The following is a 24,175-nucleotide window of genomic DNA, read 5'->3' as shown; positions in this document are numbered from 1 at the left end:
CTTCCCGCATCCAGGAGCCGTTTCATGACCGTTCGTTCCGCCTGGCACCTGCCCAATGGACAGACCCGTGAGGACACCCGGCTGGCCGTCGGCCTCGGCATGGCCTCCGCCGGACCGCTGCTGACCCGAGCGGGGTGTGTGTTCGGCGGGTTGCACCTCACCGGCACCGCCGCCACCGGTATGCAGGCCAAGCTCTCCCCCGGCCAGGTGTGGGTGCCCGGCACCTCCACCGGGGCCCAGGGCGGCTACCCCGTGACCGTCGACGCCGACACCCTGCTGACCTTCGCCGACGGCCACGCCAGCCTGCCGCGCGTGGACGCGGTGATCGTACGGGTCTACGACACCGATTACGACGGCTCGGGCAGGTACGAGGCGACGCTGGAGGTGCTCCAGGGGACGGCGGCGAGCTCGCCCACCGCCCCGGCCGTGCCCAAGAACGCCGAACTCCTCCACGAGGTCGCCGTACCCGCCGGGGCGTCCGCCGCCAAGGGCATCACCTGGGCCTCGGCCATCACCGACCGCCGTCGCTACACCGTGGCGCTGGGCGGCATCGTCCCCGCGGCCGGCGGCGCGCCGCACAACGGCGCGCACGTCGGCCAGTACCGCGACGCGGGCGGGCGGCTGGAGCGCTGGGACGGCACCCAGTGGGCGAAGCTCATCCCCGACACCGTGCTCCGGCACACGGCGGACTGGGGAGCCACCACCTCCGCCACCTATCAGGAGATGCTCACCGACACCGTCGCCACGCTCACCGCCACCTTCACCGCCCCGGCGTCCCGGTGGGTGTCCCTCACCTTCGGCGCCTTCACGGCCGCCGACGGGGACGCCACCGCGTACATCTCGTTCCGGCTCAGGACGCAGAGCGGAGCCGAGGTGCTCGCCCCGTCCGACGACCGGGCGGCGGCCCTCTCCGGCGCCGGGCGGGCCTCGATCTCCACCTGTTTCCCGGTGGGCAACCTGACCCCGGGCGCCGTCTACACGGCGACCGCCGCCTACCGCTCGTCCATCGCGGGGACACGGGTGCACTTCGACGATCGCTTCATCCGCGTCGATCCGGTGGCGTGACCGCCGTGGACACCCGCTACCGCGCCGTCTTCACCGATCTGCGCACCGATCAGGCCATCGATGTGCTGCCCCTGCGGGAGGTGGAGTACGACGACTACCTCGGCAAGCCCGGTTCGCTCACCGCGACCGTGCCGGTGCCCGACGCCCGTATGGCCCGCCGGGTCCGGGAGCTGGTGGAGGGGCGCACCGCGGTCTACCTGGAACGGGGGAACGAAGTGTGCTGGGGCGGTATCGTCTGGACGCTGACCCCGGCCACGGACGACCGGGGCCTCACCACGGTCGGGGTGCAGGCGGCCACGTTCGACTCCTACGCGGGCCGGCGCTACATCCGCGCGAACCTGAGCTTCACCACGCTCGACCACCTGGAGATCGTCCGTCGGCTGTGGGACTACATGCAGGGGTCCGAAGGCGGCCACATCGGCGTGGAATACCAGCCGACGGCCCCCACCGCGGTCCGTACGGTGGCCTACAGCGACGGTGACGAGACCCTGGTGGAGGAGGCGATCGGGCAGCTCGCGGCGATGGAGCCCGGTTTCGAGCACCGGATCGCGGTGTACCGGGATCCGGTGACCGGGCGGCGGGTGAAACAGCTCCAGCTCGGCTCTCCGGCCATCCGGGTGGGCGACCAGCCGGTGATGCTGGATCTGCCGGGCGATGTGCTGTCGTACTCCTTCCCCCGCGACGCCACGCGCGGCGGGACGACCGCGCGGGCCAGGGGCGGCACCCCGGAAGGCGGGGCGGGCGGCCCGGTGATGTCCGGGGAACAGGTGGCCGAGGATCTCCTCGCGGCCGGGTTCCCCCGCCTGGACACCTCGTCCGATCACAGCAATGTCACCGACAAGGCGACGCTCGACGCGTTCGCCCGGTCCGAACTCGCCGCCCTGCGCGGTGCGGTGGTCATCCCCTCGGTGCGGATCCGCCTCGGTCCGGACACCACGCCCGCGCTGCTCGGCACGACCGTGCGGCTGCGCATCAAGGACGTGTGGTTCGCCGAGGGGCTGGACGCCCGCTACCGCGTCGTCGGCATCAAGGTCACCGCCCCGGAGCGGGGGCGCCCGGAGACCGCCGATCTGTATCTGGAGGAGGCAGACTGATGGCGAACCTGCCCGAGGACATCGTGGACCGGATCAGGGCCCTGGAGCGTCAGGTCCACCGGCTCACCACCTACGTCAACAGCAAGCCCGGCGCGATGCCGGCGTCCCTGGCGGCGCCGCTGGCGGCCGTCGAGCCCGCACCGCCGCGGGCCGAGGAGGGCTCCGCGGACGAGCCGCCGCCGGACGGCGCGGCGGCTCCTGACTGACCCTGGGTCACCCCAGGTCGTGGTACGGGTCCTTGGGCTCGGGGACGCGCCGTACGGCGGTGGCGTCCAGGGCGGGGCTGGCGTCGTCCGTGCCCACCTTCCCGGTGGGATGCCAGGTGCCGGTGACCGTCACCCAGGCGTCGGCGGGCGGTGCCGGGGCCCCGTGCACCCGCACCTTGCGCACCTGGGCGTCGGCGGCGCAGCAGCTGATGACGAGCCGGCTGACGTACCAGGTGCCGTGGCCCGAGGGGGTGACGAATCCGGTGAGCCGGACGGTGTGGCCCTTCAGCGTGCGGTCGGTGTCCCAGACCGCACGGGCGCTGAAGTCGTTCAGCGACATCGGCACCACACCGGTGTCCGGCAGGGCGGGGAAGAGGCTCTCACCCGAGGAGGACGAGGAGGAGGGGGCCTTCGGGGCCGCCGCCTCGTCGCGGGCGGCGGTGTACGAGCCGAGCGCGGGCGGCGCCAGGAACAGGATGGTCAGGGCCGGTACGTACAGCAGCCAGGCCACCTTCGGCCCGCCCGCGTGGTCGTGGCCGTGGCCGTCGTGGTGGTCGTGGCCGTCCGTGCGGGGGCGGTTGAAGGGGAAGCCGTCGCGGGCGGCGCTGACCGCTCCGAGCACGATCAGCAACACCCCGGAGGCGATGAGCGCGGGACGCAGGCCCGGACGCACATAGCGCAGATACAGATCGGTCAGCAGGGAGATGTGCAGCAGACCGACGCCGAGGAACAGCAGCAGCAACACCTGGACGTTGCGCTTCACAGCAGCCACCACCCCACCAGTCCGCTGCACAGCACCGCCATGACCCAGGTGGCCGACGAGAAACGCACCGCGAAGGCGCGTCCGAACGTGCCGGACTGGAGGGCGATGAGCTTCAGGTCCACCATCGGGCCGACCACCATGAAGGCGAGCCGGGCGGTGGGCGAGAACCCGGTGAGCGATGCGGCGACGAACGCGTCCGCCTCGGAGCAGACCGCGAGGACCACCGCGAGCAGCCCCAGCATGGGCAGTGAGAGCCACAGGGAGTCGGAGAAGAGCCGCAGCACGGAGTGCGGCACCGCGACATTGAACGTGGCCGCGGCCGCCGCGCCGACCACCAGGAAGCCCCCGGCGTGCAGGAAGTCGTGCTGGAGCGAGACGCGGAACTCCTCCGCGCGGCTCGCGCCGGGAGTGTGCCCGGTGGGCCCCTTCGGCAGCCGCAGCCACTCCTCGCGGCCCGCCCGGATCCACAGCCAGCCCATGGCGACAGACGTCAGCAGCGAGGCGATCAGACGGGCGGCCACCATCCAGGGTGTGTCGGGGAAGGCCACATAGGTCGCGACCAGCACGATCGGGTTGATGGCCGGGGCCGACAGCAGAAAGGCCAGCGCCGCCGCCGGGGCCACCCCGCGCCGCATGAGGCTGCCGGCCACCGGCACCGACGCGCATTCGCACCCCGGCAGCACCGCCCCGGCGGCGCCCGCCACGGGTACGGCGAGGGCCGGGTTGCGCGGCAGCACCCGGGTGAAGACCCAGGCCGGTACGAACGCGCTGATGGTGGCCGACACCACGGTGCCCAGCAGCAGGAACGGCACGCCCTGGATGACGATCGCGGTGAACACCGTCCGCCAGGCGGCCACCGCACGGTGGTCCAGCCCCTCGGTGATCCGCGGCCCGAGCCAGAGGGCGAGACCGCCGAGCACCACCACCGGAAGGCCCGCGATCAGGGCCAGTGTGCCGACGCGCGCGGCCGTGCGCAGCCCTCCGGCCCCCTCGGCCTCGACATCGCCGTGCATCACCCCTCCCCCGGGCCCCTCGGTGGGACCCGGGGCCACCTTAGCCGGAGCCGGAACCGGCGGCGTCACCCCACCGGGCCACCAGCCGCTGGGCGTTGGATGCCACGTGCCACCTTCCTGCCAACCTTCGCGATCCCCCGCTCCCGCGCAGCGCCGCCCCTTTACGATCATCCGCGTGACCGGGCGGCGCACGGGCGAGACGTGCGCTGCCCGTTGAGGACCGGATCGGATCGAAGGGCGTGAGACGTGAGCACCCGGTTAAGAATCGCGGCCGTGTCGGCCATCTCCCTGGTGGCGCTCCTGGGTGGTACGACGGTGGCGGTGGCTCAGGAGTCCGACCCGGCGCCGAAGTCCTGTGACGGTGTCCGGCTGACCGGCGAGCTCCCGGTTCCGGAGCCCGGCCAGGCCGTGTCGGGGCGGATCACCATCGGCGCCGACTGCAAGCCGGAACCGGCCTCCGTCCAGCACGGCCCGGCCTCGGCCGCCTCGGCCCGCTCGTCCGGCACCGCCACCGCCGCCACCGGCCATCAGCTGCGCGGCTGGAACGAGATGTACGACTGCTGCAACATCCGGATGACGGGCCTGTACACCACGTCCTCGTGGGAGACGGCGGACGGCCGCATCCCGACGGCCGGCACCACGGCCACCCAGGAGTGGAACCGCGAGCCGTGGGACGCCGGCTGGTCGCTCGCCTCGCAGACCGCGAAGGACGACTGTGTCACGGACTGCGCCGCGGTCAACTCCGAAGCGCACGCCGACTTCACGTACCAGGGCGTCTTCGATCCGACCGGCGACTGGTACGCCAACACCCACCACTCCTACGTCGCGTTGGCGGCCGACGGGACGGCGAGCTGCCGTTTCGACGTGGAGCTGCGGCACACCTTCGTGGGCTGGAACTGGCAGTACGGCTGCGAGTGACCCCACCGGGGCGGTGGTGGTCCGGGTTCCGGTGCGGACACGACTCGGGCGGCGCCAGGCCGTCCGACGTCCGCAGTCCGCGCCGGAATCCGGCCCGGGGCCGTCAGGTGGCGGCCGGCCCCCGGACCGCCGTGCTCCCCGTCTCCGTGGCGCGGCGGAAGAGGGCTGTCCACAGGAACGGCTCCCCGAAGAGCGGGGAGTCGGGGGGCTCGTCGCGCATGCGGCGCAGCTCGATCTCGGTCAGCCCGGAGAAGATCCAGCGCAGGGACTCGGGTGTGTAGGCGAGACCACCGTGCAGCCCGGACTGGCGGTAGAAGGCCGCGTCGGGGAGTTCCGAGCCCATGGCGCCCGCCGCGAAGCAGGTGAGGGCGAGATGGCCGCCGGGGGCCAGGACGCGCTCGACGAGGTCGAGGTAGCTGATCCGGCGGTGCGGGGGAAGATGGTGGAAACAGCCGGAATCGCAGATCAGGTCGTATGGACCGGCGAGTTCGCCGGTGGTGAGGGCGAAGGCGTCGCCGTGGTGGAACCGGATCTCGGCCCCGGTCTCCCGGGCACGCTCCTCGGCCCAGGCGATGGCCGTGGGCGAGAGGTCGACGGCGTCCACCGTGAAGCCCCTGGAGGCGAGGTGGAGGGCGTTGCGGCCGGGGCCGCACCCCAGGTCGAGGGCCCGGCCCGGGGCGATCAGCCCACGGTCGAGACAGGACACCAGATGTTCGTCGGGCTTGGCCGCGAAGAACGGCACCGGTTTTGACCGGTCCGCGTAGAAACCGTCCCACCAGGAGGCACCACCGGCCGTCCAGCGGTCGGCCTCCGGCGCGAACAAGCCGTCCATCAGCCGCAGGACGTCGTCCACCGTGCGTATGTTCCGGTCCACTCGCTCCCCTTTCCCGGGGTGACACAGAGGGCTGAAACATAGCCACGGAGCCAGCGAAAGACCAGCTCAGGCCGTATGCGGCACGGGCTTTGACGGCCGTTCGCGGGGCCGGGGGCGAGGCGGTGGAGGAGTTCTCCGCGACCGTGGGCACCGGCCGCCCAGACACCCGTGGAAGGCCGCCAAGGGGCCGATTCCGGCGGCCCCGAGGCGACTTTCTCCCGACCGATCCGCAGATCTTCGGCTCGCCTTGGGCCTCAGCCCCACGCCGCTCCGGGTTTCGACGGGAAGTCGCCGCTCTCCGCCTGTGCGTGGACCTTGCGCCAGAACTCCAGTGCCGCGTATTCCATGCCCAGCCCGAGCTCCAGGGTGATCATGCGGCCGGCCACCTCTTCGATCTTGCCGTAGCGGCGTTGCATGTCCGTGTACTCCGCGATCCGGCGCTCATGCTGCTCGACCTGGTCCCGGGCGAGCCGAGCCACGTCCTCGGGCGTTGCCAGCTCGTTGAAGAACAACTTGATCTCCGCGACGTCGCGCAGTTCGAAGTGTTCCTTGACCGGCTCGGCGAGCCAGCGCCGCAGCGCTGTCCGGCCCGCCTCGGTGATGGCGTAGAACTTGCGCCGCCGTCCGGATTCCTCCTCGTTCAGTTCGAGCAGCCCGGCCTCCTGTAGCCGCTTCGGCTCCGAGTACAGCTGCGCGTGCGGGAAGTTCCAGAAGTACCCCACGGACCGGCCGATCGCGCGTTTGAGGTCGTAGGACGTGGACGGACCACGCATCGCGATCAGCCCCAGGACCACATACGACGTCGTCGATAGCCGAACCGTTGACATGATCCGAAGCATATCGTAGGTTCCCCACCATCCGAAACAGACGATCGTTTTCAGACGGTTGGCTGGATGCGATGTTGTGTTCGTCGCTCAATCGCAAAGAGGCGATGGAGAGGGATGCCCCATGGATCTGGGCACGGTTTTGCGCTGGACGGCCGAGCGCTATCCGCGGCGCCGCGCGGTGGGTGGCAGGACCCCGATGACCTACGTCGAATGGGACGCCCACACCAACCGGCTGGCGCGGGCGCTGTTCGAGCTCGGGGTCCGTCCCGGCGGGCGGGTGGTGCTCTCGATGGCCGGTGGCGAGCCGCTGGCCAGCCTGCATCTGGCCGCGCAGAAGATCGGTGCCGTCTCGGTGCCGCTGTCCTTCCGCTTCGGCCCCGAGGAGCTCGCGTACTGCCTCTCCGATGCCGAGCCGGCGCTGTTGATCATGGACGCGTCGACCTCCGCCGTCGCGCGGGAGGCGCTGAGCGGCATGGGTTCCCTGCCTCGTGCCCACTCCGGCGACCCGGCCGAGGCGACGGTCGAGCGCCTCGCGCTCGCCCAGCCGGACGGCCCCCTCGACGTCCAGGTGTCCGACCAGGACATCAGCGTCATGCTCTACACCTCCGGCACCACCGGCAGACCCAAGGGCGTACCGCGGACGCACTCCGCCGAGTACCACGCCGCGGTCGCCCATCTGCTGCAGAGCGGACAGTCGCTCTTCGACACGACGCTCGGTGTGATGCCGCTGTTCCACACCATGGGGCTGCGCACGCTGACCGCGACCATCGTCGGTGCGGGCACCTGGGTTCCGCAGGTGAGGTTCGACACCGAGGAGACGCTCGCCCTCATCACCGAAGAGCGGATCACGTCGCTGTACCTGGTACCGACGATCTACTGGTCGCTGATGCGCACCGGCAGGCTGGCGGAAGCGGTGTCCGTGCGCAACCTGGCCTACGCCGGCTCGTCGATGACCCCGGTGCTCGCCGAGCAACTGGCGGACACGCTACGGCCGGAGTCCTTCGTCAACCACTTCGGCAGCACCGAGATCTACACCTTCACCGTCGGGCCCGACGTCATCGCCAAGCCCGGGTGCGCGGGACGAGCCGGCGTCTTCTCCCGGGTCCGTCTGGTCGAACCGGTCCCGGACGCCAGTCCCGACGCCGTGGTGGGACCGGGGGAACAGGGGCAGATCGCCGTCTCCCTGCGGAGCCCGGAGGCTTTCGCCGGCTACTGGCACCGGCCCGACGCGGACAGCAAGTCCATCCGCGAGGGCTGGTACTTCCCCGGAGACCTCGCCGTGGCCGACGAGGACGGTGATCTGTGGGTCGCCGGCCGCGTCGACGACATGATCAACTCCGGTGGCGAGAACATCTATCCGGGCGAGATCGAGGACAGGCTGATGCGCTGTCCCGCGGTCAGCGAGGTGGTCGTCGTCGGTCTCTCCGACGACCGCTGGGGCCAGGCCGCCACCGCGTTCTTCGTCCCCGACAGCGGAATGACCCCCGACCACGCGCTGGCGGTGCTGCGTGCCTATGTGCGCGAGGGCTCCGGACTGCCGTCCCTCAAACGCCCCAAACGGCTCATCGCCGTCGACGAGCTCCCGAAGTCGGGAACGGGCAAGATCATCCGCCGTCGGCTGAGCTCCGGCCAGTACAGCCCGCTGGCCGACAGCGACGCCGCAGCAGACAGGTGAACCACATGACCGCCACCTTCAAACGGCCGAACCGGCCGACCGCGCGGATCGAGGATCCGGCGCTGCTCACCGGCCGAGGCCGCTTCCTCGACGACATCGACCCGCTGCCCGGCACGCTCACCGCCGCGATCGTCCGCAGCCCGCATCCGCACGCCCGTATCCGCGGTGTCGACCTCGAGCGGGCCCGACGCCACCCCGGTGTCGCCGCCGTGATCGGCCCCGACGAGGTCACCGCGACCCTGCGACCGTTTCCGCTCTCCCTCAAGGCACCCATGCCGTACTACCCGACGGGCACCGACAAGGTCCGGTTCGTCGGCGAACCGGTCGCGGTCGTGGTGGCCGCGGACCGCTACCTCGCGGAGGACGCCGCCGAGCTCGTCGAGATCACTTACGAACCGCTGCCACCGGTGGTCGACGTCGAGAAGGCGCTGCTGCCGGACGCCCCGCGGCTGCACGATGGCGCGGACGACAATGTGGCGACCGACCGCACCTTCACGTTCGGGGACGTGGACGCCGTCTTCGCCGAGGCCGACCACGTCGTCAAGGGCAAGTACAGCTTCCCGCGCTACTCCTCGACCCCGATGGAGTGCTACTCGGTCATCGCCGAGTGGCAGGACGAGGTCGACGGCCCCGCCGTCCAGGCGTGGGCGAACTTCCACGGCCCCTTCTCCATGGTCCCGGTGCTGGCCGGAGCGCTCGGTGTGCCCGCCTCACGCGTCCGCCTGATGATCCCGGCCGACAACGGCGGCAGCTTCGGCATCAAGGCGGGCATCTATCCGTACGTGGCGCTGATGGCGCTGGCCAGCAAGTACGCCGGCCGCCCGGTGCGCTGGACCGAGGACCGCGTCGAGCACCTGCTGGCCAGCTCCGCCGGATCCGACCGTGTCATGTGGTTCGAGGCGGCGGTCTCGGCCGACGGCAAGGTGCGGGCGCTGCGCGCGGACCTGGTGGACAACGTCGGCGCCTATCTGCGCCCGCCGGAGCCCAGCACGCTGTACCGCTGCTTCGGCAACATCACCGGCGCCTACAAGATCGACGCCGTGCGGATCCGCTCCCGCGCCGTGGTCACGAACAAGACGCCGACCGGTCTGAACCGCGGATTCGGCGGTCAGCAGCTGTACTTCGGTCTGGAACGGTTGATGGACAAGATCGCCGGTGTCTGCGGTCTGGACCCGGCCGAGCTGCGGCAGCGCAACTTCGTCGAGCGCGAGGACTTCCCGTACGCCACCCCGACCGGCGGCATCTACGACTCGGGTGACTACCAGCGGGCGATGGAGATGCTGCTGAAGAACGCCGACTACCAGGCGCTGCGGCAGCGGCAGCGGGAGGCGCGCGAGCGCGGCGAGTACGTCGGCATCGGCGTGGCCACGATCGTCGACCCGTCGGCGACCAACATCGGCTACGTGGGCCTGGCCACCCCGGCGGAGCAGCGAGCGGCGGGGCGGGGCAAGTCCGGTTCCACCGAGCACGTGCGCATCAGCGTCGATCCGAACGGGATCGTCTCCGTGCTGCTGGGCACCGTGCCGCAGGGGCAGGGCCACGCCACGGTCGCGCAGGCCGTCGTCGCCGAACAGCTGGGACTGCCGCTGGAACAGGTGCGGCCGGTGGTCGAGATGGACACCGCCACCACACCGTGGACGGTGACCTCGGGAAGCTACTCGTCACGGTTCGCCCCCCTGCTGACCAGCGCGCTGGTGGAAGCCAGTGAGAAGCTGGCGGAGACGATCAAGATCGCCGGCGCCACGCTGCTGGAGACCGGTCCGGACGCCGTCGAGCTCGTCGAAGGGCAGATCAGGCTGCGGGCGGAACCGGAGCGGGCGGTCGCGTTCCGGCACGCGGCCGGACTGGTCCACTGGGACCCCGGCGCACTCCCCGAAGGCACCTCCGCGCGGCTGTACGAGGAGGCCGCCTTCACGCCCCCGCAGTCGAAGGCCGCCAGCAGATCCGATCAGATCAACTCGAGCCTGTGCTACGGCTTCGTCGCGGAACTGGTCACGGTGCGCATCGACGCCGAGACCCGGCAGCTGGAGCTCGACCAGGTGGTGACGGTCCACGACCCGGGCACGATCCTCAACCACACACTGCTCGAAGGCCAGATCCACGGCGCGCTCGCACACGCCATCGGCGGTGCGATGTTCGAGGAGATGCGCTACACCGACGCCGGACAGCCCACGGCGACGTTCATGGACTACCTGTGTCCCACCACGGCGGAGACACGGTACGAGCTCAACAGCGACCACCTCGAGACCCCCTCCCCGCTCACCCGTCTCGGCGCGAAGGGCTGCGGTGAAGGCAGCAGCATGAGCCTTCCCGTCGCGATCGCCAACGCGGTCGCCGACGCGCTCGCCCCGGTCGGCGCGGACATCACCACCCTCCCCCTGCACGGCAATGTGCTCAACGAGCTGCTCAACGGCAGTGACACCGGAAGGAACCTGTGACCATGGCACTCACCGGAGGCCGCATCGGGCTGGACCGCGGCCACGACGGACGCGTGGCCTACCTGACCATCGATCACGGCAAGTACAACATCATCACCATGGAGACCCGCCAGGTGATGGCCGACCGCTTCGCCGAGATCGACGCCGACGAGGACATCCAGGTCGTCGTCATCCAGGGCGACGGCGAGCACTTCTCCTCCGGCGGCGACATCTCCGGCTTCATGGAGCTGGATCCGGTCGACTTCACCGATCTGGGCCAGAACATCACCGCACCGGCCCGCAGCCCGAAGCCGGTCATCACCGCGGTCGACGGCTACTGCTTCGGGGTCGGTCTGGAGCTCGCGCTGTCCACGGACATCCGCATCGCCACCCAGCGCAGCGAGTTCGCCCTGCCGGAGATGCGCCTGGGCATGATCCCCGGTTCCGGCGGCACCCAGCGCCTGGCCCGGCTGATCGGCCTCTCCCGCGCCAAGTACCACGTCATGACCGCGACCCGGATCAACGCCCGGCAGGCGGGCGACTGGGGCCTGGTCGCCAGTGTCGTCGAGGATCGCGCGGCCCTCGACGCCGAGGTCGAACGCGTGGTGAAGGCTCTGCTCGGCTTCTCGCCGCTGGCCGCCCGTACCGCCAAGGAGGTCCTGGACAAGGGCGTCGACGCGCCGCTCTACTCCGGTATCGAGCTGGAGCGCAAGGCGTACGCCATGCTGCGGTCGAGCCACGACTTCGCCGAGGGCGTCGCCGCCTTCACCGAGAAGCGGTCCCCGAAGTTCCAGGGCCGGTGAGCTGATTCATGAAAGCCGCACCGTTCGCCTATGTTCGTCCGGCGAGTCTGACCGACGCGATCGCCGAACTGGCCGGAACCGGCGGGGGCGGCAAGGTCATCGCGGGTGGGCAGTCGCTGGCACCTGTGCTGGCCATGCGACTTGCCCGCCCCGACACTCTGGTCGACATCAACGCCATCGAGGAGCTCGACCAGCTGGCCCGCTCCGGTGGCCATGTGCACATCGGCGCCACCGTGCGGCAGCGCCGCGTCGAGCGGCACCCGCTGAGCGCGGCCATTCCGCTGCTGCGCCTGGCCCTGCCCTGGGTGGGCCACCGCGAGCTGCGCAGCCGGGGCACCGTCTGCGGCAGCCTCGCCCACGCCGACCCGGCGGCCGAACTTCCGGCCGTGGCCTGCTGCCTCGACGCCGTGCTGACGCTGACCGGGCCGGACGGCGCCCGGCAGGTTCCGGCCCGGGAGTTCTTCGGCGGGGCGATGACCACCGCGCTGGGCCCCGACGAGATCCTCACCTCCGTGCGACTGCCGGTCGCCGCCGCAGACGAAGGCTTCGGGTTCGCCGAGATCGCGCGCCGGCACGGCGACTTCGCCCTCGCGGGCCTCGCCGCGAAGGTACGCCTGCGCGGCGGCCGCCCGGAGGCGACGATGACCGCGTTCGGCGTGTCCGACCGGCCGGTCACCCGTGACGTCTCCGAACAGCTCGCCGCGGCGGTCACCAGCGGGGACGGCGCGCCCGCGGAGCGGCTCAAGGGGCCGCTGTCCGCCGTGGTCGAGGAGGTGGTGGACACCGACGGCGACGCCCACGCGTCCCGGGACTACCGCCGCCGGCTCCTCCTCGCCCTGGCCGGCCGGGAACTTTCCAAGGCATACGAGCGCGCCCGCAAGGGCTCCGTCGAGGTGAGCACATGACCGTCAACGAAGCAGCGGCGCACCGCGAGGCGACGCCCCCCGCCAGGCCCCGGCCGGTGAAGGCGGGAGCGGACGACCCGGTCGAGGTGCGGATGACCGTCAACGGGACGCCCAGCGTCCTCAGCCTGCCCGCGCGGGTCACCCTCTCCGACGCGCTGCGCGACCACCTGGGCCTCACCGGCACCCACATCGGCTGCGAACACGGCGTCTGCGGAATGTGCACCGTGCTGGTCAACGGGGAGGCCGCGCGGGCCTGCCTGCTGTTCGCCGTACAGCTCGACGGGGCGGATGTCGTCACCGTCGAGGGGCTGGGACGGCCCGACGACCTGCACCCGCTCCAGGAGGCGTTCGGGCGCAACCACGCGCTGCAGTGCGGCTTCTGCACCCCCGGCTTCCTGATGAGCTCCTACGACCTGCTGGCGAACAAGCCGGAGGTCACGCAGGAGGAGCTGCCGGAGGAGCTCTCGGGCGTCATCTGCCGGTGCACCGGATACCGCAACATCCTCACCGCGGTCGGGGAGACCCACCGCGCGCATCCCGGGGGAATCCCCGCGCCGGGCAACTGCGGGCACCGGGCGCTCGTCGGCCGCGCCGGACAGGGCGGCAACGCCTCCGCCGGTCAGGAGGACGGCGGAGCGGCGGCGGCCTCGGTGACCGACAAGGAGATCGTGCTGCTCAGTGGCGATCCCACCATCGCGGTCGAGATCACGACCGGAATCGACCTGCCCGAGGAGAAGATCTGGCGCGTCCTCGACGACATCCACCTCCTCGCACGCTGCCTGCCCGGTGCCGAACTCACCGACGACCTCGGCAACGACCATTACGCGGGCCGGGCCCGGGTGTCGGTGGGACCGATCAAGCTGGCGTTCAACGGTCTCGCGCACATCGTCGAACACGACCGCTCCGCCGGCCGCCTGCGGGTCATCGCCCAGGGGCAGGACACCGGTGGTGCGCAGACCCAGGCGGACATCACGCTGCGTACAAAGGCCACGGAGACCGGTACCGCGATGCACGCCGACGCCAAGGTCTACCTCACCGGCCGCATCGCCCAGTTCGGCCGCGCCCTCGCCGGTGACGTCAGCCGCCGCATGTTCGAGCAGTTCGCCGACGCCGTCGCCGAAGCGGCCACCTCGGGCGGGGCCCCGTCCGGCCCGGTGACGGCCCCTGGCGCCCTGAGCCTGGTGTTCGCCCCGCTGCTGGACCGGGTCAAGCGGTTCCTGCCCGGACGCGGAAAGCGCCGCCGCGGCGGCGAGAAGGAGCGTTAGGACCAGGTGTTAACACCACCCGTCGCCGCCGACGGCGGCGCTCCCGGACCCTCGCGGAAACCGCGGGGCCCGCCCCCCACCACACTCGGACATGAGGGGAACACCATGACGTCCGACACCCGACAGCGGTCGAAGTCGCCCCGAGCCGCGGTATTCGCCTCGGTCGCGGGATGGTCCTTCGACCTCTTCGATCTGTTCCTGCTGCTCTACGTCGCGGGGCCGGTCAGCGAGAACATCTTTCCGACCTCCAGCCCGACCCTCGGTATCGCCGCGGTGTTCGGCTCGTTCGCCGTTACGGTGATCATGCGTCCCGCCGGCGCCGCGATCTTCGGTGAGGTCGCCGACCGCAAGGGCCGCAAGAAGGCCATGGTGACCGTGATGTGCGGGGTGGGCCTCACCACGGCGGCCATGGGACTCGTGCCGACCTATGCCGTGGTCGGCGTGCTCGCCCCCGTCCTCTTCCTGCTCCTGCGGGTGGTGCAGGGCCTGTTCGTCGGCGGTGTCACCGCGAGCACGCACACGTTGGGCACGGAGAGCATCGGTCCGCGCTGGCGAGGTCTGATGAGCGGCCTGATCGGCGCCGGTGGCGCGGGCCTCGGCGCGGCGTTGGCCAGTGTGGCGTACATCGCCGTCTCGGCCGCCTTCCCCGGCCCGGCCTTCGAGGCGTGGGGCTGGCGGGTGCTGTTCTTCTGCGGGCTCGCCGGTGCGCTGCTGAGCCTGTTCGTCTCCAGGAAGGTCGAGGAGTCACCGGCCTGGGACGGCGGCGAGACCGGCCGGCCCGCCGAGCCGGTGGCGTTCCGTGAACTGCTGCGGGGTCAAGGCAAGACGATCCTGGCGCTGAACGTCGCCGTCGCGGCCGGTGGCGGGGCGCAGTACTACCTGACGTCGGGCTTCCTGCCCACCCTGCTCAGTGAGGTGGTGCCGGTCACGGAGAGCCTGCGCGGGCTGATCCTGCTCGTGTGCAGCCTGGTGGTGGTCGCCGCGGCGATCGGCGCGGGGGAGCTGAGCGAACGGCTCGGCCGCCGCACGACCATGCTGGGCTTCGGGCTGTGCAACCTCTTCGCCCTGCCGGCCGTCGTCTGGGCCATCGCCGAAGCCGGAGGCGAGCGCGGTGCCGTGGTCGCCCTGCTGTGCATGATCATGGTGATGCTGTCCAACGCGGCCTACGCGCCACTGATGATCTTCCTCAACGAGCGGTATCCGACGGAACTGCGGGCCAGGGGAACGGCGGTCAGCTGGAACCTGGGCTTCATGCTCGGCGGCCTCACGCCGACGTTCGTCAGCCTGCTCAGCCCCGATCTCGCCCATGTCCCCTCGCGACTCGCGTACTTCCTGATCGGCTCGAGCCTGGTGTTCGTCCTCGCGCTCCTCGCCGTGGCGGATGCCCGGGGCACCAAGGCTTCCGCCCGGCGACCGGAACGGGCCGAGCAGTACAGCGGCAGTTCTCAAGATGTGCTCGATGTGCTCGATGGTGGTTGACGACGACGATCCTGTGCGCCGGGCTCGCGTAGGGCCGGACCGTCCGGGTCCCCGGTGGTGGTGGACGGCGGTGCCACGGCGGGCCGGAAGCCCGGTCAGCCGCCGCGCGGCCGGCCGGGGCCGGGGCCGGGGCTGGTGGAGACCGCCGCCGACAGCGCCGTCAGCACCGCGTCCGTGGCGTCCACGGCGGCGCCGCGCGCGGGTGTGGCCAAAAGTTCGCGGCGGCGCCGCTCGGCCAGGGCGCGCCCCGAGGTGAGACACCATCGCCACCACCGGTCGAGCTCGGCGGGGTGGAGCTGTCCGGCGCCGAGCGTGGCGGGCCAGTCAAGGGCCCGCCCCTGGGCGCTCAGCTTGGCCCCGCCGTCGACGGGGTCGACCGCCAGGGCCGGAACACCCGACCGCAGCGCCACCACCAGGCCGTGCAGCCGGTCGGTGACCACCAGGTCCAGCCGTCGCACCACGGACTCGAACTGTTCCGGAGTGGCGCACAGGCGCCAGTCGCGGGTGTCCAGACGGGTGGTCAGCTCCAGCCGGGCACAGTCCTTGGCCGCCAGCCAGCGGGTCAGTGCCTCGGCCACCTCGTCATGGCGCCGCGCCGGCCCGTACTCGCCCTGTCCATGGGTGAGGACGACGCCCACGACCGGTGTGGCGGCGCCGGCGGGGGCTCCGGCGGCGAGGTCGCGCACTCCGGGCACACCGCCGGGCGCGTCGCGCGCCAGGACCTGGTGGAAGCCGCCGACCGCCGGCGACGAGGCGTCGATCACGGAGGTGCCGACGGCGACGCGCACACAGTGCCGGAACCGGGTGTGCAACTCCTCGACCTGGGGGCCGTGCAGCGGCCCGCACAGGAACACCAGATGGGAGTAGGAGTCCTCGGCGGCGTCGGACAGATGCAGGGCCTCGGCCCGGTAACCGGGACTCCAGGCCACGTCGTACGGGATACCGGCGTGGTCCAGAACGGCGCGCAGCCGGCGCAGGGCGAGCACATCGCCCGCGGTGGCCTCACCGTCGAGGAAGCTGAACCAGCCGGTGAGCAGGACCTTGCCCGCACTCCTCGCCATGCCGCCCCGCCCTTCTTCGCCACCGGTGCGCGTGCGCGCGATCACTTCCCATCATGCGGCGCGAGCACAGGTCATGCGGCGCGAGCAGGCTGACCAGGGCGCAGCGCGAGCAGGCCGATCAGGTCGTAGGCGACGTGGGAGGCCGCGACCGAGGTGATCTCGGCGTGGTCGTAGGCGGGCGCCACCTCCACCACGTCCGCGCCGACCAGATGGCATCCCGCGAGCCCGCGCAGGATCTCCAACAGCTCCCGGGAGGTCAGGCCGCCCGCCTCCGGGGTGCCGGTGCCGGGGGCGTGGGCCGGGTCGAGGCAGTCGATGTCGATGGAGATGTACAGCGGCCGGTCGCCGATGCGCCCGCGCAGCTGGTCGGCCACCTCGTCGGCGCCGCGCCGGTAGACATCGGCGGAGGTGACGATGCCGAAGCCCAGCTTCTGGTCCTCGGTGAGGTCCTCCTTGCCGTACAGCGGGCCGCGGGTGCCGACGTGCGAGAGGGCGGAGGTGTCGACGATGCCCTCCTCCACGGCCCGGCGGAACGGGGTGCCGTGGGTGTGCTCGGCGCCGAAGTAGGTGTCCCAGGTGTCCAGGTGCGCGTCGAAGTGGAGCACCGCGACCGGGCCGTGCCGCCGCGCGGCGGCGCGCAGCAGCGGCAGCGCGATGGTGTGGTCGCCGCCGATGGTGACCAGGCGGGTGCCGTCGGCCTGGAGGCGGTCGGCGGCGTCCTGGATGGTCTCGATGGCCTCGCCGATGTCGAACGGGTTGACGGCGATGTCACCGGCGTCGGCCACCTGCTGGGTGGCGAACGGGGACACGTCCAGCCCCGGGTGGTAGGGGCGGAGCAGCCGGCTGGCCTCACGGACCGCGGCGGGCCCGAAGCGGGCGCCGGGGCGGTAGGAGACGCCGGCGTCGAACGGGACGCCCACCACGGCCACATCGGCGCGGGCCACCTCATCGAGGCGGGGCAGCCGGGCGAACGTGGCGGGGCCGGCGAAGCGCGGGATCCGAGAGGAGTCGACGGGCCCTCGGGGTTCGGTCATGGTGCTGGCAGTCCCTTCTCCGGTGCGCCGGTGTGGTCCGGCCGGGCGAGTGTGCACAGCGGAGGAGCCGCGGGACAATCGTTGTCGGCACAAAGAGTGAGGTTCGGTTTGTGGTGAACAACAAGGTGCAGGGCGTGACCGTCGGCGACCTGCTGTCGTACCCGGCCCTTCAGCTCCGGCTGCTCGCGGGCGGCGCCGGTCTGCACCGCTCGGTGTCCTGGGCCCATGTCAGCGAGCTGGACGACCCCACGCCCTGGCTGCTCGGCGCCGAGATGATCATGACGACGGGGATAGCGGTGCCCCGTTCGGCGGCCGGCCAGCGCGGCTATCTGGAGCGGCTCGACGACGCCGGGGTCGCCGCCCTCGCCGTCTCCGCCCAGCTGCGCATGCCCCCGCTGCGCCGGGCGTTCTTCGACGCCGCCGAGGAGCGGGGCATGCCGGTCCTGGAGATTCCGCTGGCCGTGCCGTTCATGGCGGTGGCGCAGGAGGTGGCCGCCGCCATCCAGGAGGACGCCCGGCACCGGCTCGGCGCGCAGCTCCAGGTGTTCGGCGCGCTGCGCTGGCTGACCTCGGAGAACCTGGACACCGCGACGCTGTTCAGCCGGCTGGAGAAGCTGTCCGGATACGACATCCACCTGTGCACCCCACAGGGCCGGCCGCTGCTGCCCGGGGTGCCCGCGCCCGACGCGTCCGTGATTCCCCGCTCGGCGGACGCCCCGCCGACCATCCCCGGCGGCTTCGCGCTCCCAGTGCCCTCCCCCGGTGGCACAGCGGGGTTCGTCATCGCCTTCGAGCGGGAGGGCGCGCGCCCGGCGGGGCTCGCCGTGGTGCAGCACATCGCCACGGTGGCCGCGCTCCAGCTCGCCATGGTCCGCACCGAGCGGGAGACGCTGCGCCGCGAGGGTGCGGAGATCCTCGCCGAACTGCTCCAGGGCGCGCTCGACCCCGCCGTGGCGCGGCGCCATCTGGCGCGCCACTCCATCGAGGGCGAGACCGTGCTGGCGGTGGTCAGGGGCGTCACCGAGGAGGAGGTGCTGGCGGCGCTGGAGGACCAGCCGTATCTGCTGCTCAACCGGGGCGAGGACCGCTATGTGCTGGGTGCCCCCGGCCTGGGCGACGCGATCGAGTCCCTGTCCGGGGCGGCCGCCGGGATGAGCCGCCCGGTCAGCCCCGGCGCCCCGCTGCGGATCGCCCAGCGCGAGGCGCTGTGGGCGGCCTCGCACGCCGTCGCGTCCGGCCGCGTCCTCGTACGGTACGGCGACGACGTCACCGGCCGCTGGCTGCCCGACGACCCGGCCGCCCTCACCGACCTGGTCGAGCATGTGCTGGGCGAGGCGCTGGCTTACGACGCCGGCCACGGCTCACGGCTGCTGCCGTCGGTGCGCACCTGGATGGAGCGCGACCGCCGCACCGACGAGGCGGCCGCGGCGCTCCATGTGCACCCCAATACGCTGGCCTACCGGCTGCGCCGCTTCCATGAGCTCACCGGCCGCGATCTGGCCACCACCGGCGCGTTCGCCGAGGTCTGGCTGGCGATCCGGGCCGCGGGCCGGCTCGGCCTGCTGGACTGAGCGCACCGCCTGGTGGGCGTTCGGCGCTCAGTCGGGGCGCCGGCCCCAGCAGGTGATGAGCGGGGCGGTGGTGACGTCCATTCCGGCGTCGCGCAGATGGTCCAGATGGCGCTCGATCTCCTCGTCGGTGGCCAGTCCGCCCGCCACCAGCTGACCGCGCAGCTGACGCACGGTGGCCGCCTCCAGCTCCCGGCACGCCGGGGAGGTCAGCGGGAAACAGCCCTCGGCGCGGACGTCGGCCAGCCCGGCGCCGCGCAGCAGGGCGGGCAGGGTGCGGCCGAAGGCGAGGTCCGCACCGCGCCCGGCGAGCAGCGACCGGAACCCGCGGCGGACGCGGTTGGCCAGTTCCTCGGCCGGGCCGCGCTCATCGGGGCAGGCGAGGGGCTGGAGCGCCGGGTCGGCGTCCTCCACCACCAGCCATCCGCCCGGCCGCACCGCCTCGGCCATCCGCCGCAGCGCTTCGGCCCGGTCGGGCAGGTGCACCAGCACCAGCCGGGCGTGGACGAGGTCGAAGCCGCCGCCCGGTGGCTCGTCGCGGGCCACGTCATGCCGCCGTACCTCGACCGGCCCGGCGGCCGGGCCGGGCAGATCCATCAGCCAGGAGGTGTCGATGTCGGTCACCAGCACCTGCCCGGTGGGCCCGACCCGCTCCGCGAGGGCGGTGGGCACCGAGGGCCCGCCCGCGCCCACCTCCCAGCAGCGCCATCCGGCGGCGAGGCCGAGCCGGTCGAGGTGGTCGAGGGTCCAGGGGTCGAAGAGCCCGGCCAGCGCGTCGAAGCGCCGGCCGGCCTCGCGTTGCCGGTTGTCCAGCAGATAGCCGGTCTCGGATGTCATGCGTCCCATCCTCCCGCCCCGCCCGGCGGCCGTCAGCGGGCCCCTCGGGGCAGCTCCAGCGCCGATCCCCCGTGCACGGTGACGCGCACGGGAGTGAGGGTGGTCGCCTCCAGCGCCGGCTCCCCGCTGCCGGTGTTGCGGGCGAAGCGGGGGTGGGCGCCCGCGCTGATCTGCAGCCGGACCCGGTGGCCGGGGGCGAAGCGGTGGGCCGTGGAGCTCATCGGCACGGTGACCTCCAGTGGGTGCTCGGGTGTGGTGGGCAACCGCACCAGCCCGTCGCACACGTTCCAGGAGCGGCCCTGTCCGTCGACGTCGCACAGCCGGGCGAAGACATCGGCGTACCCGGTGTCCGTGGAGATCCGCAGCCGTGCGGTGACCGGGCCGAGGACGTCCATGGGCTCGGCCAGCGGCTCGCTGGTGAACGTGAGCACATCGGGACGCTTCTCCAGGCGACGGTTGTCGCGGCTCCCGGAGGTACGGGAGAGCAGGGGCCCGCCGAGGGACGGGGTGGGGTCGGCCGGGTCGTAGCGGAAGGAGGCCAGCGGGACGGAGGACCCCGGCGAGCGCCGGGTGAACCGCCCGTGCTCGGCGGGGAACCACGGGGCGGTGGCCGGGGACGGCGGCCAGTCGTCGAGGTCCCGCCAGCGCCCCTGGCCGCCGACGTGCACCCGCGCCCCGGCCCGGGGGCGCGGTCCCGAGGGGTCGTCGCACAGATGCGCGCGCAGCCAGGCGAGGCTTTCGGCGAACACTTCGGGCCAGCCCTCCCGCAGCGCGGAGGTGTGCGTCCAGGGGCCGATGAGCAGGGAGGTGGGGCAGCCGGACCGGCGCAGCCGGCCGTACTGCTCGACGGTCTGGTCCACCAGCGCGTCATGCCATCCGCTGATCAGGCAGGTGGGGATGTGCGAGCCGGCCGCGGCGCCGCCCGCGTAGGCGCCGTCCCAGAACGGGTCGTCGGCGTCCGGATGGGACATGGCACCGTCCAGCCAGGGCACCTCGCCCCCGAGCCCGCGCACATACGACCCGCGCAGCGGCAGCGCCCGGGTCATCTCCTTCAGATGGCGTCCCAGGCGCAGCGTGGCCCGGAGGAAGGGGCCGAAGCCCCGGTGCTGGGAGGTCATCCCGGAGCCGACGAGCAGGGCGTTCTCCAGTTGGAGCGCGCCGTTGCGGTGGAACAGGGCATGCGGGTCGTGCAGGCCGACCTGCACCACCATGGCCCGCAGCTCCGGCGGCGGGTCCAGGGCGAGCGCCCACTGCACATAGCCGAGATAGCTCGGGCCGATGGTGCCCAGCGCGCCATTGAACCAGGGCCGGTCCCGCAGCCAGGCCACGGTGGCCCGGCCGTCGGCGGCCTCGTTGCGCCACAGGTGGAACACGCCGCCCGAGCCACCGGTGCCCCGGCAGCTCTGGAGCACGACGTGGAAGCCCTGTTCGGCGAAGAGCACACCGTACATGGGTGACCAGGGCACTCCCCTGCCGTAGGGCGAGCGCACCAGCAGGGTGGGGAAGTCGCCCTCCGCGCGCGGGAAGTAGTGGTCCGTGCGCAGAGTGCCGCCGTCGGCGGCCGGCACCTCCAGGCCCGGCTCCCATCCGGCCTCGTACCGCCTGGCCGGAAGGGAGCGCCAGGTCGCCCTCAGCAGCCGCGCGGACAGCGGCGGCCGGCCCGGCGGCGCGACCCAGGTGGCCCCGGACGCACCGCCGGTGGCCCCGGGCACCCCGGCACCCGTATGTGACGTCATCGTGTTCCCTCCCCAAAAACTCCGTACAACGTACGAGAATACTGAGGTGCTTGGATGGTTTCCGCAAGTCGCGTGGCGTGGAAGGAGCGATCAGGTCGTGGTCCGCGGTGACGGGTCCGGCGCCGGAGGCGTCGACCCCCAGCAGCTGTGGCTGAGCCCCCACCGGCCCCGCAGGGGCCGCAAACCCGCCTTCAGCCGTGCCGCGATCACCGCCGCGGCCGTCGCCCTGGCGGATGCCGAGGGCATCGAGGCGGTCACCATGCGAGCGGTGGCCGCGCGGGTCGGGGCCGGTGTCATGTCGCTGTACAGCTACGCCCCCGACAAGGAGACGCTGCTGCTCCTGATGGTCGACCACGTGAGCGGCGAACTGTGCCCGCCGGATCCGCCGACCGGCGACTGGCGCGCCGATCTGAAGGCCATCGCCCATGCCCAGCGCGCCCTGATGCTCCGCCACCCCTGGCTCTGCGCCGCCCTGTCCAGCCGCCGCTGGTCGCTCGGGCCCAACACCCTGGCCTTCGTGGAACACGCGCTCGCCGCGCTGCGGCCCACCGCGCTGGACGGTGGTGCGAAGCTCGAGGTGTTCAGCCTGATCACCGGCTTCGTCACCGGACTGGTCGCCGATGAGATCGCCCAGGCCGCGGTCTCCGGCGCACCCGACCGGGCCGCCGCCGAAGCCCGCTACCTCGCCGCGGTGGCCGCCGACGGACACCACCCGGAGCTCGCCGAGGCCCTCGCCGCGCCCCGGCGGCCGCTCACCCCCGATGCCACGTTCGCCCGGCTGCTCGACCGCATGGTCGACGGCCTGGACACGGGCCCGCGGACGCCCGGCCGGGAAGCGGGAGGCTGACCGGGAAGCGGGAGGTCAGGGGTTGGTCCAGGCTTCGGGGTCGTCGGCGAGGCCGAGGACGTCGTCGGGCAGCTTGGCCGCGGCCACCTGCGCCAGGGTCACCTCGCCGAGGATCTTGCGCACATTGGCCCGTACCGCGATCCACAGCGGCAGCAGTGACTCCGCCGGTCCGTGGTACGACAGCTCGGGCGGGCGCACTCCGCGCACCGACACCAGGGGCCCGTCGACCACCCGGATCACCTCGGCGATGCTGATCGTGTCCGCGGGACGGGCCAGCCGGTATCCGCCCTTGCCGCCGCGCTGGCTGGCCACCAGTCCGCCCCGGCGCAGATCGCCCAGGATCCCTTCGAGGAACTTGTGCGGTATGCCCTGCGCGGCGGCGATCACCTCGGCCTTGACGGACGTGTCCTCCGCCGCCGCGGCCAGTTCCAACGCCGCCCGCACCGCATAGTCCGCCTTCGCCGAAATCCGCATGTGGTGATTATCCGGCACCGGCGGGCCGGACCGTTCAGAAGGGCAGGGTGAACGGGGGATGCTCGCCGTTGAGGAAGTAGTCGCCGACCTCGTGGAGCCGGTGGGCGACGGGGTCGTAGAGCGTGTGGGTGCGCGCGTTGCGCCAGAAGCGGTCGAATCCGTAGGCGGAGGAGGCGGAGCGTGCGCCGATGACGTCCAGGGCGCGGGCGGTGGCGTCATGGGCGGCCCGGGAGGCGGCAGCCTCGGCCGCGGCGGCCAGCACGGTGATCTCGGCGCATTCGTCGTCGGTGAGGTCCTCGCCCCGCGCGAGCCCGGCGTCCAGGGCCTCCAGCGCCTGATCGGCGAGGGCGGCGGCGGAGAACGTGGCGACGGTGAGTTCGCCGTAGGTGGTCAGCGCGTACGGATCGCGCGGGGAGGTGTGCGGCCAGGGCGCGTGTACGGCCCTGGTGTACTCGCGGGCCTCGGCGAGCACTCCCTGCGCGATCCCGAGACAGATCTGCGCCGAGACCAGACGCCCGGTCGGCGCGGACAGGCCGCTGAAGGGCGACAGGGTGTCCTCGTCCCAGGAGAGCGGGCCGAGCACCGCGTCGTCCCCGACCGGCACCGCGTCGAACTCCACGCTGCCGCCGGCCGCCAGCCGCTGTCCGAAGGTGTCCCCGTCGTCCCCGCCGCACACCACACCGGGATGGGTGGCGTCGACGAGCACGGCCAGCGGTTCGCCGGTGTCGGCGTGGATGGCGCGGACCGCCAGCCGGTCGGCGACCAGGACGCCGGTGGCGTACCCCTGGCGTCCGTTCAGCATGTGGCCACCTTGGCCGGGGGTGAGCGTCAGCCGTGGCTCGCGGGTGGTCAGCCCGCCGCCCCAGCACCACTGCCCCGCCGCGGACCGCCGTTCCAGCCGGGCCGCGAGATCGGCCCCGCCGAAGAAGCGTGCGCTGAAACAGAGCAGGTAGTGACAGCCGAGCACCTGGCCGATCGCGCCGTCGGCCGCGGCGATCTTGCGCACGACGGCGCAGGCCGTGGACCAGTCCCCGCCCCCGCCCCCGTGCTCGGCGGGGATCAGCAGCGTCAGGAGCCCCGCCTCACGGAGCCGGGCGACCTCGTCGTACGGCGTCTTGCCCGCCTGGTCACGGAGGACCGCGTCCGTGGCGAGGTCGTCCGCCGCCTCGTCGGCGATCTTCAGCCACCTCGCGCGGTCGGGCGCTTCAACCGCCGCATCCACCACCGTCACGCGCGCTCCCCTTCGTTCGTCCGGTCCGTCACCCGACCCGGCCCACATTCAGCATTCCCTAGGAATCCCGTAGGAAAAATAGG

At 72.4% G+C, this 24,175-nt stretch carries 22 protein-coding genes; 12 read left to right on the top strand and 10 right to left on the bottom strand.

Features of this window, described 5'->3' with window-relative positions; all coding sequences use genetic code 11:
• Positions 1-24: 24 nt before the first annotated feature.
• Genes N6H00_RS35460 through N6H00_RS35450 form a run of 3 tightly spaced genes read left to right on the top strand, consistent with a single transcriptional unit; the run spans position 25 to position 2,365 of the window.
• Positions 25-1,065, top strand: coding sequence for a hypothetical protein (locus tag N6H00_RS35460; RefSeq protein ID WP_268975951.1), 1,041 nt, complete (start codon positions 25-27; stop codon positions 1,063-1,065).
• Positions 1,062-2,159: a hypothetical protein gene (locus tag N6H00_RS35455; protein WP_329618592.1), complete on the top strand. Its 1,098-nt coding sequence runs from the start codon at positions 1,062-1,064 to the stop codon at positions 2,157-2,159. The genes N6H00_RS35460 and N6H00_RS35455 overlap by 4 nt, the downstream gene beginning before the upstream one ends.
• Complete coding sequence (locus tag N6H00_RS35450) at positions 2,159-2,365, top strand: hypothetical protein (RefSeq protein WP_268975950.1); 207 nt, start codon at positions 2,159-2,161, stop codon at positions 2,363-2,365. The genes N6H00_RS35455 and N6H00_RS35450 overlap by 1 nt, the downstream gene beginning before the upstream one ends.
• Before the next feature lie 7 nt (positions 2,366-2,372).
• Here the strand turns inward: N6H00_RS35450 and N6H00_RS35445 are convergent, their stop codons facing one another.
• The gene (locus N6H00_RS35445; RefSeq protein ID WP_268977242.1) at positions 2,373-3,128 is read right to left on the bottom strand and encodes a TIGR03943 family putative permease subunit; all 756 of its coding nucleotides are present in this window, start codon (positions 3,126-3,128) and stop codon (positions 2,373-2,375) included.
• Positions 3,125-4,141 carry a permease gene (locus N6H00_RS35440; RefSeq protein ID WP_268975949.1) on the bottom strand — a complete coding sequence of 339 codons (1,017 nt, stop codon included), beginning with the start codon at positions 4,139-4,141 and terminating at the stop codon, positions 3,125-3,127. The genes N6H00_RS35445 and N6H00_RS35440 overlap by 4 nt, the downstream gene beginning before the upstream one ends.
• Positions 4,142-4,414: 273 nt before the next feature.
• Here N6H00_RS35440 and N6H00_RS35435 point away from each other — a divergent pair, with 273 nt between their 5' ends.
• Positions 4,415-5,059 carry a hypothetical protein gene (locus N6H00_RS35435; protein ID WP_268975948.1) on the top strand — a complete coding sequence of 215 codons (645 nt, stop codon included), beginning with the start codon at positions 4,415-4,417 and terminating at the stop codon, positions 5,057-5,059.
• Positions 5,060-5,162: 103 nt separating this feature from the next.
• Here the strand turns inward: N6H00_RS35435 and N6H00_RS35430 are convergent, their stop codons facing one another.
• Positions 5,163-5,933: a class I SAM-dependent methyltransferase gene (locus N6H00_RS35430; protein WP_268975946.1), complete on the bottom strand. Its 771-nt coding sequence runs from the start codon at positions 5,931-5,933 to the stop codon at positions 5,163-5,165.
• 254 nt (positions 5,934-6,187) lie between these two features.
• A complete protein-coding gene (locus N6H00_RS35425; protein ID WP_268975945.1) occupies positions 6,188-6,760 on the bottom strand; it encodes a PadR family transcriptional regulator in 573 nt (190 codons plus the stop codon).
• A gap of 121 nt (positions 6,761-6,881) precedes the next feature.
• Here N6H00_RS35425 and N6H00_RS35420 point away from each other — a divergent pair, with 121 nt between their 5' ends.
• The 6 genes from N6H00_RS35420 (at position 6,882) to N6H00_RS35395 (ending at position 15,304) form a co-directional block, all read left to right on the top strand.
• Positions 6,882-8,435, top strand: coding sequence for a class I adenylate-forming enzyme family protein (locus tag N6H00_RS35420; protein ID WP_268975943.1), 1,554 nt, complete (start codon positions 6,882-6,884; stop codon positions 8,433-8,435).
• A 5-nt stretch (positions 8,436-8,440) separates the two neighbouring features.
• Entirely contained in the window at positions 8,441-10,873 is a 2,433-nt protein-coding gene (locus tag N6H00_RS35415) for a xanthine dehydrogenase family protein molybdopterin-binding subunit (RefSeq protein ID WP_268975942.1), read from the top strand.
• Positions 10,874-10,875: 2 nt separating this feature from the next.
• Positions 10,876-11,655: an enoyl-CoA hydratase/isomerase family protein gene (locus N6H00_RS35410; protein ID WP_268975941.1), complete on the top strand. Its 780-nt coding sequence runs from the start codon at positions 10,876-10,878 to the stop codon at positions 11,653-11,655.
• Between the two features lie 8 nt (positions 11,656-11,663).
• Positions 11,664-12,560: an FAD binding domain-containing protein gene (locus N6H00_RS35405; RefSeq protein WP_268975940.1), complete on the top strand. Its 897-nt coding sequence runs from the start codon at positions 11,664-11,666 to the stop codon at positions 12,558-12,560.
• Positions 12,557-13,825 (top strand): xanthine dehydrogenase family Fe-S subunit, encoded by a 1,269-nt coding sequence (locus tag N6H00_RS35400; protein ID WP_268975939.1) that lies wholly within the window; start codon positions 12,557-12,559, stop codon positions 13,823-13,825. The genes N6H00_RS35405 and N6H00_RS35400 overlap by 4 nt, the downstream gene beginning before the upstream one ends.
• Positions 13,826-13,930: 105 nt before the next feature.
• Positions 13,931-15,304 carry an MFS transporter gene (locus N6H00_RS35395; RefSeq protein WP_268975938.1) on the top strand — a complete coding sequence of 458 codons (1,374 nt, stop codon included), beginning with the start codon at positions 13,931-13,933 and terminating at the stop codon, positions 15,302-15,304.
• 95 nt (positions 15,305-15,399) lie between these two features.
• Here the strand turns inward: N6H00_RS35395 and N6H00_RS35390 are convergent, their stop codons facing one another.
• Entirely contained in the window at positions 15,400-16,365 is a 966-nt protein-coding gene (locus N6H00_RS35390) for a polysaccharide pyruvyl transferase family protein (RefSeq protein ID WP_268975937.1), read from the bottom strand.
• 71 nt (positions 16,366-16,436) lie between these two features.
• Positions 16,437-17,399 carry an agmatinase gene (speB, locus tag N6H00_RS35385; protein WP_268975936.1) on the bottom strand — a complete coding sequence of 321 codons (963 nt, stop codon included), beginning with the start codon at positions 17,397-17,399 and terminating at the stop codon, positions 16,437-16,439.
• Between the two features lie 110 nt (positions 17,400-17,509).
• Between speB and N6H00_RS35380 the strand changes: the two genes are divergently transcribed.
• Entirely contained in the window at positions 17,510-18,970 is a 1,461-nt protein-coding gene (locus N6H00_RS35380) for a PucR family transcriptional regulator (protein WP_268975935.1), read from the top strand.
• A gap of 27 nt (positions 18,971-18,997) precedes the next feature.
• On the opposite strand, the gene N6H00_RS35375 is transcribed toward N6H00_RS35380, so the two are convergent.
• The gene (locus N6H00_RS35375) at positions 18,998-19,804 is read right to left on the bottom strand and encodes a class I SAM-dependent methyltransferase (RefSeq protein WP_443073140.1); all 807 of its coding nucleotides are present in this window, start codon (positions 19,802-19,804) and stop codon (positions 18,998-19,000) included.
• A gap of 32 nt (positions 19,805-19,836) precedes the next feature.
• Positions 19,837-21,540: a CocE/NonD family hydrolase gene (locus N6H00_RS35370; protein WP_268975933.1), complete on the bottom strand. Its 1,704-nt coding sequence runs from the start codon at positions 21,538-21,540 to the stop codon at positions 19,837-19,839.
• A gap of 97 nt (positions 21,541-21,637) precedes the next feature.
• Between N6H00_RS35370 and N6H00_RS35365 the strand changes: the two genes are divergently transcribed.
• Positions 21,638-22,387, top strand: a complete 750-nt coding sequence (locus N6H00_RS35365; protein WP_268975932.1) for a TetR/AcrR family transcriptional regulator — start codon at positions 21,638-21,640, stop codon at positions 22,385-22,387.
• Positions 22,388-22,402: 15 nt separating this feature from the next.
• Here N6H00_RS35365 and N6H00_RS35360 read toward each other — a convergent pair whose 3' ends face one another.
• A complete protein-coding gene (locus N6H00_RS35360) occupies positions 22,403-22,861 on the bottom strand; it encodes an RrF2 family transcriptional regulator (RefSeq protein WP_268975931.1) in 459 nt (152 codons plus the stop codon).
• Positions 22,862-22,895: 34 nt separating this feature from the next.
• On the bottom strand, positions 22,896-24,092 hold the full coding sequence (locus tag N6H00_RS35355) for an acyl-CoA dehydrogenase family protein (RefSeq protein WP_268975930.1): 1,197 nt from the start codon (positions 24,090-24,092) through the stop codon (positions 22,896-22,898).
• Positions 24,093-24,175 lie beyond the last annotated feature (83 nt).

Source organism: Streptomyces sp. S465 (genome assembly GCF_026898115.1).
Taxonomy (GTDB): Bacteria; Actinomycetota; Actinomycetes; order Streptomycetales; family Streptomycetaceae; genus Streptomyces; species Streptomyces luomodiensis.
The sequence above is the reverse complement of the archived record's forward strand: the minus strand, read 5'-3'. Positions and strand labels throughout refer to the sequence as shown.

Excerpts from the sequence above, each read along its gene's own strand:
- N6H00_RS35460 (WP_268975951.1), top strand. The coding sequence starts at position 25 with ATGACCGTTCGTTCCGCCTGGCACCTGCCCAATGGACAGACCCGTGAG.
- N6H00_RS35450 (WP_268975950.1), top strand. The coding sequence starts at position 2,159 with ATGGCGAACCTGCCCGAGGACATCGTGGACCGGATCAGGGCCCTGGAG.
- N6H00_RS35440 (WP_268975949.1), bottom strand. The coding sequence starts at position 4,141 with ATGCACGGCGATGTCGAGGCCGAGGGGGCCGGAGGGCTGCGCACGGCC.
- N6H00_RS35425 (WP_268975945.1), bottom strand. The coding sequence starts at position 6,760 with ATGTCAACGGTTCGGCTATCGACGACGTCGTATGTGGTCCTGGGGCTG.
- N6H00_RS35420 (WP_268975943.1), top strand. The coding sequence starts at position 6,882 with ATGGATCTGGGCACGGTTTTGCGCTGGACGGCCGAGCGCTATCCGCGG.
- N6H00_RS35415 (WP_268975942.1), top strand. The coding sequence starts at position 8,441 with ATGACCGCCACCTTCAAACGGCCGAACCGGCCGACCGCGCGGATCGAG.
- N6H00_RS35410 (WP_268975941.1), top strand. The coding sequence starts at position 10,876 with ATGGCACTCACCGGAGGCCGCATCGGGCTGGACCGCGGCCACGACGGA.
- N6H00_RS35405 (WP_268975940.1), top strand. The coding sequence starts at position 11,664 with ATGAAAGCCGCACCGTTCGCCTATGTTCGTCCGGCGAGTCTGACCGAC.
- N6H00_RS35400 (WP_268975939.1), top strand. The coding sequence starts at position 12,557 with ATGACCGTCAACGAAGCAGCGGCGCACCGCGAGGCGACGCCCCCCGCC.
- N6H00_RS35395 (WP_268975938.1), top strand. The coding sequence starts at position 13,931 with ATGACGTCCGACACCCGACAGCGGTCGAAGTCGCCCCGAGCCGCGGTA.
- N6H00_RS35390 (WP_268975937.1), bottom strand. The coding sequence starts at position 16,365 with ATGGCGAGGAGTGCGGGCAAGGTCCTGCTCACCGGCTGGTTCAGCTTC.
- speB (WP_268975936.1), bottom strand. The coding sequence starts at position 17,399 with ATGACCGAACCCCGAGGGCCCGTCGACTCCTCTCGGATCCCGCGCTTC.
- N6H00_RS35375 (WP_443073140.1), bottom strand. The coding sequence starts at position 19,804 with ATGACATCCGAGACCGGCTATCTGCTGGACAACCGGCAACGCGAGGCC.
- N6H00_RS35370 (WP_268975933.1), bottom strand. The coding sequence starts at position 21,540 with ATGACGTCACATACGGGTGCCGGGGTGCCCGGGGCCACCGGCGGTGCG.
- N6H00_RS35360 (WP_268975931.1), bottom strand. The coding sequence starts at position 22,861 with ATGCGGATTTCGGCGAAGGCGGACTATGCGGTGCGGGCGGCGTTGGAA.